The sequence below is a fragment of the Pseudomonas sp. SDO5591_S426 genome, from assembly GCF_054070755.1.
The window spans coordinates 1-7,584 of the sequence record NZ_JBSVXD010000230.1 but is presented as its reverse complement, the minus strand read 5'-3'; the positions used below and the strand labels follow the sequence as shown (position 1 = coordinate 7,584).

8 protein-coding genes are annotated in these 7,584 nt (G+C 61.3%); all 8 read left to right on the top strand.

All coding sequences use genetic code 11. The annotated features are described in order from the left end of the window. Positions 1–129 precede the first annotated feature (129 nt). A complete protein-coding gene (locus ACW9JC_RS27010) occupies positions 130–882 on the top strand; it encodes a GntR family transcriptional regulator (protein WP_338581129.1) in 753 nt (250 codons plus the stop codon). Then, positions 879–2,609, top strand: a complete 1,731-nt coding sequence (locus ACW9JC_RS27005) for a fumarate reductase/succinate dehydrogenase flavoprotein subunit (RefSeq protein ID WP_457458823.1) — start codon at positions 879–881, stop codon at positions 2,607–2,609. Before ACW9JC_RS27010 ends, ACW9JC_RS27005 begins: the two co-directional genes overlap by 4 nt. Before the next feature lie 26 nt (positions 2,610–2,635). Then, positions 2,636–2,881 carry a 4Fe-4S dicluster domain-containing protein gene (locus tag ACW9JC_RS27000; RefSeq protein ID WP_003180418.1) on the top strand — a complete coding sequence of 82 codons (246 nt, stop codon included), beginning with the start codon at positions 2,636–2,638 and terminating at the stop codon, positions 2,879–2,881. Between the two features lie 254 nt (positions 2,882–3,135). Next, positions 3,136–4,542, top strand: coding sequence for an ABC transporter substrate-binding protein (locus ACW9JC_RS26995; protein WP_457458821.1), 1,407 nt, complete (start codon positions 3,136–3,138; stop codon positions 4,540–4,542). 127 nt (positions 4,543–4,669) lie between these two features. Next, the gene (locus tag ACW9JC_RS26990) at positions 4,670–5,452 is read left to right on the top strand and encodes an ABC transporter permease (RefSeq protein ID WP_457458819.1); all 783 of its coding nucleotides are present in this window, start codon (positions 4,670–4,672) and stop codon (positions 5,450–5,452) included. Further along, positions 5,452–6,300, top strand: a complete 849-nt coding sequence (locus ACW9JC_RS26985; protein WP_457458817.1) for an ABC transporter ATP-binding protein — start codon at positions 5,452–5,454, stop codon at positions 6,298–6,300. Before ACW9JC_RS26990 ends, ACW9JC_RS26985 begins: the two co-directional genes overlap by 1 nt. Further along, positions 6,297–7,259, top strand: a complete 963-nt coding sequence (locus ACW9JC_RS26980) for a HEAT repeat domain-containing protein (protein ID WP_457458815.1) — start codon at positions 6,297–6,299, stop codon at positions 7,257–7,259. Before ACW9JC_RS26985 ends, ACW9JC_RS26980 begins: the two co-directional genes overlap by 4 nt. Then, a complete protein-coding gene (locus tag ACW9JC_RS26975) occupies positions 7,256–7,531 on the top strand; it encodes a DUF971 domain-containing protein (RefSeq protein ID WP_416126446.1) in 276 nt (91 codons plus the stop codon). Before ACW9JC_RS26980 ends, ACW9JC_RS26975 begins: the two co-directional genes overlap by 4 nt. The last annotated feature ends 53 nt before the right edge of the window (positions 7,532–7,584 follow it).

Sequence of the window (7,584 nt, the reverse complement as noted above, 5' to 3'; positions counted from 1 at the left end):
CATTCCTGTAGGAGCTGCCGAAGGCTGCGATCTTTTGATTCTGCTTAACCTTATGCCCAAACAATATTTCTCAAGCCCGTCATTAGAACTTTAAGATCACGTCATAACTCGTTATAACAAGTGATCTTCATGACCGATAACGTTCTATCCCTGAGCAGCGTCCCACTGCACACCCAACTGCGCGACGTACTACGTGCCCGCATTCTCGACGGCGAATACCCGCAAGACAGCCAGATGCCTTCCGAAAGCGAGCTCGGCGCGTTGTTCAAGGTCAGCCGCATCACCGTGCGCCAGGCGCTCGGCGATCTGCAAAAGGAAGGGCTGATCTTCAAGATCCACGGCAAAGGCACGTTCGTCGCCAAGCCGAAAACCTTCCAGAACGTCAGCACCCTGCAAGGCCTCGCCGAGTCGATGACCGGGCGCGGCTACGAGGTGATCAACCGCCTGCGCAGTTTCAAATTCATCGCCGCCGACAAACTGGTCGCCGAACGTTTGCAGGTTGCCGAAGGCGAGACCGTGGCGCAGATCAAACGGGTGCGTTTGATCAACCGCGAGCCGATTTCGCTGGAAATCACCTACCTGCCCAAAGCCATTGGCGAGCGTCTGGAGAAGGCGGATCTGGTGACTCGCGACATTTTCCTGATCCTGGAAAACGACTGCGGCGTTTCGCTCGGCCATGCTGATCTGGCCATCGACGCGGTGCTGGCCGACAGCGACCTGACCCAGGCACTGAATGTCGAGCCGGGCTCGCCGATCATGCGCATCGAGCGTCTGACCCACGACGCCGCAGGCCAGCCGCTGGACTTCGAACACCTTTACTACCGTGGCGATGCCTTCCAGTACCGCCTGCGGATCGACCGGCAAAAAGGGGAGCAGGCATGACGCGAAACACCCTCGAACAGGAATACGACATCGTCGTCATCGGCGGCGGCACGGCCGGCCCGATGGCAGCGATCAAGGCCAAGGAACGTAACCGCGATCTGCGGGTGTTGTTGATCGACAAGGCCAACGTCAAGCGCAGCGGTGCGATAAGCATGGGCATGGATGGCCTGAACAACGCGATCATTCCCGGCCACTCGACACCGGAGCAGTACACCAAGGAAATCACCATCGCCAACGACGGCATCGTCAATCAGGCAGCGGTGTATGCCTACGCCACCCACAGCTTCGAAACCATCGAGCAACTGGACCGCTGGGGCGTGAAATTCGAGAAGGACGAGACCGGCGACTACGCGGTGAAAAAGGTCCATCACATGGGCGCCTACGTGTTGCCGATGCCGGAAGGACACGACATCAAGAAAGTCCTGTACCGGCAGTTGAAGCGGGCGCGGGTGAGCATCACCAATCGCCTGGTCTGCACCCGTTTGCTCACGGATGAAGAGGGCGCGGTCAACGGCGTGATGGGTTTCGATTGCCGCACGGCCGACTTTCATGTGATCAAGGCCAAGGCAGTGATCCTCGCCTGCGGTGCCGCCGGGCGCTTGGGCCTGCCGTCCTCGGGCTACCTGATGGGCACCTACGAAAACCCGACCAATGCCGGCGACGGTTACTCGATGGCCTACCACGCCGGGGCCGAGCTGGCGAACCTGGAATGCTTCCAGATCAACCCGCTGATCAAGGATTACAACGGTCCGGCCTGCGCCTACGTCACCGGTCCCTTGGGCGGCTACACCGCCAACAACAAGGGCGAACGCTTCATCGAGTGTGACTACTGGAGCGGGCAAATGATGTGGGAGTTCCACCAGGAACTCGAAAGCGGCAACGGTCCGGTGTTCCTCAAGCTCGATCACCTGGCCGAAGAAACCATCCAGAACATCGAAGAAATCCTGCACAGCAACGAGCGCCCGAGTCGCGGCCAGTTCCACGCCAATCGCGGCACCGACTACCGCACGCAGATGGTCGAGATGCACATCTCCGAGATCGGTTTTTGCAGCGGTCATTCGGCGTCTGGCGTGTGGGTCAACGAGCGGGCCGAGACCTCGGTCAAGGGTTTGTACTCGGCGGGGGACATGGCTGCCGTGCCGCACAACTACATGCTCGGCGCGTTCACCTATGGCTGGTTTGCCGGTAACAACGCGGCGGACTTTGTCGCCGAACGTGAGTTTTCGGCCTTGGATGCCCAGCAGATCGAAACCGAAAAACAACGGGTCTACGCACCGCTGGATCGTGAACACGGACTGCCACCGGCTCAGGTCGAATACAAGCTGCGGCGCTTCGTCAACGACTACCTGCAACCGCCGAAAGTGACCAAGAAGATGCAGATCGGTCTGCAACGTTTCAGCGACATCCAGCGAGACCTCGACCAGATCAAGGCCCACAACGCCCACGAACTGATGCGCGCCATGGAAGTCAGCATGATCCGCGACTGCGCCGAAATGGCCGGCCGCGCCTCGCTGTTCCGTGCCGAAAGTCGCTGGGGGCTTTACCACTATCGGGTCGATCACCCGCAGCGCAACGACAGCGACTGGTTCTGCCATTGCCACCTGAAGAAGGGCAAAAACGGCCTGATGACCAGTTTCAAGAAAGCTGTCGAGCCTTACATCATCCCGCTCGACGTGGACGAAATGCAGGCTTACGACCGGTTGCGGGTCGGCGCCGATGCGGCTTGAGCAAGACACTAGAGAGAAACCGTGAAATGGCCTACCAACCTCAGGAAATTTTCTTCCGTTCCAACGCCCCCGTCACGGTCGACGAGGACAAATGCATCGCCCACAAGGGCTGCACCGTGTGCGTCGACGTCTGCCCGATGGACTTGCTGGCGATCAACCCGGCCACGCAAAAAGCCTACATGGCCTTCGATGAATGCTGGTACTGCATGCCCTGTGAAAAGGACTGCCCGACCGGGGCGGTGAAAGTCGAAATCCCGTACCTGTTGCGCTGAATGACAGAGCGCCATCGCTGCGATGCGGCGACCCGACAAGCCAGCTCCCACAGGGATTTGCAGTGGGACACAGATTTCGCAGGCACCAGAGAACCTTGTGGGAGCTGGCTTGCCAGCGATGAGGCCCGTACAAACACCCCAAAAAATGCCATCCGGCGACACCGGACGCTGAATTGAAAAACACCCCTCGTTTCCCACCACGCCCTGATCGTGGCGGAGACGAACATCCTATAAATGATTCGAGGGGAAACACCATGATGTTGCGTGCAGCTTTGGCCGGTCTGGTACTGGCTTCATTCACCTTGTCGGCCTCGGCCGAAACCATCCGCATTGCCATCGGCACCCAGGACACCACGATCAACTGCGCCGCCGGCGGTCTGTTGATTCGCGAGCTCGGTCTGCTGGACAAATACTTGCCCCACGACGGCCAATACAAAGACGCCAGGTACGAGGTGGAGTGGAAGAACTTCACCAGCGGCGCGCCGCTGACCAATGAGATGGTCGCCGGCAAACTCGACTTTGGCGCCATGGCTGATTTCCCGGGTTCATTCAACGGCGTGGCGTTCGAAACGGCGGGCAAGCACAGCCTGTTTATCAGCGTGTTGTCGGGTAGCACCAAGGGCAGCGGCAACGGCATCGTGGTGCCGAGCGCGTCGGGCGTGCAGTCGCTGGCCGAGCTCAAGGGCAAGACCATTTCCGTACCGTTCGCTTCCACCGCCCACGGCATGTTGCTGCGTGCCGTGGCGGCTCAAGGCTGGGACCCGCTCAAGGATGTGAACATCATCGCCCAGCCGCCGGAAGTCGCTGGTTCTGCGTTGCAGGCCGGCAAGATCGACGCCCACGCCGACTTCGTACCGTTCGCCGAGCTGTTCCCGAGCCGGGGCTTCGCACGCAAGATCTACGACGGCTCCCAGGCCGGCGCGCCGACCTTCCACGGTGCGCTGGTCGATCAGGCCTACGCGAAAAAGTACCCGGAGATTGTTGTCGCTTATCTGCGTGCCAGCATCGAAGCCAATCAACTGCTCGCCGCCGAGCCTGAGAAGTACAGCGAACTGATCGCCAAAGTCACTGGCGTCGATGCCGAGGTCAACTACCTGTTCCACGGCCCGCTGGGCGTGCAGACCCGTGACCTGAGCTGGAAACCGGAATACCGCCAGGCTGTGGGCACTGCCATCGACACCCTCAAGCTATTGAAGAAGGCCGATCGAGGTCTCGATCTGAATACCTTCATCGACGATCAGTACATCCGCGCTGCCTTCAAAGCGTCGAACCTCGATTACACCGCGCAACTGGCGAACTACGCCCAGACGCCGCTCAAAGCCGTGGATGCATCCAGCGGCAAGGCCATTACCGACTTCAGCCATGTAGCCGAAATCTGGGTGCGCGGCGAGCCGAAAGTCCGTCAGTACGCCTCGGCGGAATCGGCGTTTGCTGCGCTGACCGTGCTGAAACAGGAAGGCAAGAACATCCGCGCGGTGTACACCCAGGCCAGCGATAGCGGGATCAAGCTGCTGGCCGATCAGGCGTGGTTTGCCAGTGATGCCAAGGGCCGCCTGAGTGCGTTCCTGCTCAAGGGCCAGGCCCAGCAATTTGCATCGGCGCAGGGCGGCAAGGTGTTCGACTTCACGGATGCCACTGCGCAGGCTGTGGCGGTGCGCTAACCCCCCAACACCACGGTCCCCCTGTAGGAGCTGTCGAGTGAAACGAGGCTGCGATCTTTTTAAAGACAAGATCAAAAGATCGCAGCCTTCGGCAGCTCCTACAGGGGTACGTCATCGGGAAATGTGTATGTCTGGATCATATTCACGCTGGATTCCAAGAGCCGCATCCTTGCTGTTCTGCCTCGTATTCTGGCAACTCGCCGCCAGCCACCACTGGAACCTCGGCCTCGTCACCTTCGCCAACGTGCCCACGCCGCTGTCAGTGATCGAAGCCGCATTCGGCCTTGGCGATTCCGGCAAACTCGCCCGGCATCTGAGCAGCAGCCTGAGCCGGGTGTTCGCCGGTTACCTCGCGGCGCTGATCATCGGCGTCGCGTTGGGTCTGGCGATCGGCCGCTCGAAATGGGCCGAGGATCTGTTGCTGCCGCCGCTGGAAGTGCTGCGTCCGATTCCGGCCGTGGCGTGGATTCCACTGGCGATCCTGATGTTCCCGTCGTCGGAGCTGTCGATGGTGTTCATCACCTTCACCGGCGCCTTGTTCCCGATCCTGCTCAACACCGTGCACGGTGTGGAAGGCGTTGATCCACGGTTGATCGCTTCGGCAAAAAGCCTCGGAGCAGGGCGCCGGGCGATATTGCTGGAAGTGATTCTGCCAGGCGCCGCGCCGAGCATCATCACCGGCCTCGCCATCGGCATGGGCACCTCGTGGTTCTGTCTGGTGACCGCCGAGATGATCTCCGGCCAATACGGCATCGGCTATTACACCTGGGAGTCCTACACCATTCAGAACTACCCCGACATCGTGGTCGGCATGTTGCTGATCGGCGTACTCGGGATGGGCAGCAGTCTGCTGATCAAACGCCTGGGCGGGTTGTTCACGCCTTGGCATCGACCACGAGGAAAAGCCTGATGAGCGTTTTTCAACACCCTGAAGGGCGTATCGATATTCGCGGACTGTCGATCAGCCTGGGCGAGGGCAGTGCGGCCTTCGAAGCCGTGCAGGGCCTCGACTGCCAGATCGAACCGGGGCAGTTCGTGTGCATTCTCGGGCCGTCCGGTTGCGGCAAATCCACGTTGCTCGGCGCCCTGGCCGGCCATCTGCAACCGCGTACCGGCAGCCTCAACGTCGATGGCGCTGCGGTGTCCGCCCCGTCGCCGCAGCGCGGCATGGTGTTCCAGCAACACACATTGTTTCCCTGGCGCACGGTGCGCGACAACGTCGCCTTCGGTCTGAAAATGCGCGGCGTCGGCAAGGCTGAACGGCACCGGGCCGCCGACGACATCCTCGCCCTGGTCGGCCTCGAAGGTTTTGCCGAGCGCTGGCCCGATCAACTCTCCGGCGGCATGCAACAACGGGTGGAAATCGCCCGGGTGCTGGTCAATCGTCCACGGCTGTTGCTGATGGACGAACCCTTTGGCGCCCTCGATGCCTTGACCCGGTTGAACATGCAGGAACTGTTACTGGACATCTGGACGCGCATTCGCACTACCGTGGTGTTTGTCACCCACGACATCGACGAAGCGCTGTTCCTCGCCGATCGCCTGCTGGTCATGAGTACACGGCCCGGCCGGATCATCGAAGACCTGCGCCTGGATTTCCCCCGGCCACGCACCACTGAACTGGTGACGAGCCATGAGTTCTCCCGTTTGAAGCGTCACTGCCTCGAACTGTTGCGTCACGAAGACGGTCGGCAGCTGCCTCGCCTGAACCCTCTCGGACTTCCCCCAGAAAACAAACTGCCGCGATTTGCCCTATGACCTCACTATTCGATGTAACCGATAACGAAGACATTCTCGCCCTGCAACCGCGCCTGACCGATGACGATGCCGGCGTGCGCCGCATCGCGCTGATCGAGCTGGCTGACCTGGAAGAGCCGGACGGCCTGCTGTGGCTGGTCAATCGATTGGCCGAAGACCCGGCCCCGGAGGTCCGCGCCGAAGCCGCGCGGTTGCTCGAAGCCTGGGAGGACGCGCCGGTGGTCGAGGCGCTGTGCCAGGCACTCACCGATCCATCGGATGCGGTGCAAGCTGCCGCTGCGCAAAGCCTCAGCCTGCTCAAGAGTGAAGCGGCGGGGAAGGTGATTCTGCCGTGGACCGGGCATGCCGACATCGGCGTGCGTATCGCGACGTTCAGGGCCTTGCGCGAGTTGCGCTTTGCCGAGGCGGCGCCAGCGGCGTTGCTCGCGTTGGACGACAAGGACGCCAGCGTCCGGCGTGAAGCGGTCGGTGTGCTGGGCTGGCTCAAACAACTCGATGCCTTGCCGGCACTGGCGCGACTGGCCAGCGCCGATACGGACGTCGAAGTTCGCCGCGCCGCCACTGGGGCATTGGGTCTGGCCTCCGACGAACAAGTCCTGCCGGCGCTGCGTCAGGCACTGAGGGACGAAGCCTGGCAAGTGCGCGAGGAAGCCGCCACCACGCTGGGCAAGGTCGGACACATAGATGCGGGCTCGGCGTTGGTCGAAGCCTTGACCGACGATTACTGGCAAGTGCGCCTGCGCGCGACCCGCAGTCTCGGCCGCTTGCGCTACGCTCCGGCCCTCGATCCGCTGATCGAAACCCTCGGCCATCGCATCAGCAACCTGCGCAAGGAAGCCGCGCTGGCCCTTGGCGAATTGAACGATCGCGGCGCCATCGCACCGTTGCAGGCCGCACAGGACGACGGCGATCCGGAAGTGCGCAAAGCCGTGCGCATCGCCTTGAGTCAGCTGCAATGAACCCCGTGGCGATTGGCAATTCCCGCAGCAAACAGCAGTTGCGATTGGGCTGGCCGGATGGTCGAGAACAACTGCTCGGCCACGCCGAACTGCGCCGGCAGTGTCCGTGTTCGCAATGCCGGGCGTTTCGTTTGCGCGGGATGACGCCGCTGGTCGATGAGCGTGTGAGCGTGGTCGAACTGAACCCGCAGGGATATGGTTTGCAGCTGGTGTTCAGTGACGGGCATGAGCGCGGGATTTATCCGTGGGATTATCTCTCCAGCCTGACCTGAATCCTGTAGGAGCTGTCGAGTGAAACGAGGCTGCGATCTCTTGATCTTGTCTT

What these genes read in the sequence shown, in the direction of transcription:
- ACW9JC_RS27010 (WP_338581129.1), top strand. Translation starts at nt 130, where the DNA reads ATGACCGATAACGTTCTATCCCTGAGCAGCGTCCCACTGCACACCCAA.
- ACW9JC_RS27005 (WP_457458823.1), top strand. Translation starts at nt 879, where the DNA reads ATGACGCGAAACACCCTCGAACAGGAATACGACATCGTCGTCATCGGC.
- ACW9JC_RS27000 (WP_003180418.1), top strand. Translation starts at nt 2,636, where the DNA reads ATGGCCTACCAACCTCAGGAAATTTTCTTCCGTTCCAACGCCCCCGTC.
- ACW9JC_RS26995 (WP_457458821.1), top strand. Translation starts at nt 3,136, where the DNA reads ATGATGTTGCGTGCAGCTTTGGCCGGTCTGGTACTGGCTTCATTCACC.
- ACW9JC_RS26990 (WP_457458819.1), top strand. Translation starts at nt 4,670, where the DNA reads ATGTCTGGATCATATTCACGCTGGATTCCAAGAGCCGCATCCTTGCTG.
- ACW9JC_RS26985 (WP_457458817.1), top strand. Translation starts at nt 5,452, where the DNA reads ATGAGCGTTTTTCAACACCCTGAAGGGCGTATCGATATTCGCGGACTG.
- ACW9JC_RS26980 (WP_457458815.1), top strand. Translation starts at nt 6,297, where the DNA reads ATGACCTCACTATTCGATGTAACCGATAACGAAGACATTCTCGCCCTG.
- ACW9JC_RS26975 (WP_416126446.1), top strand. Translation starts at nt 7,256, where the DNA reads ATGAACCCCGTGGCGATTGGCAATTCCCGCAGCAAACAGCAGTTGCGA.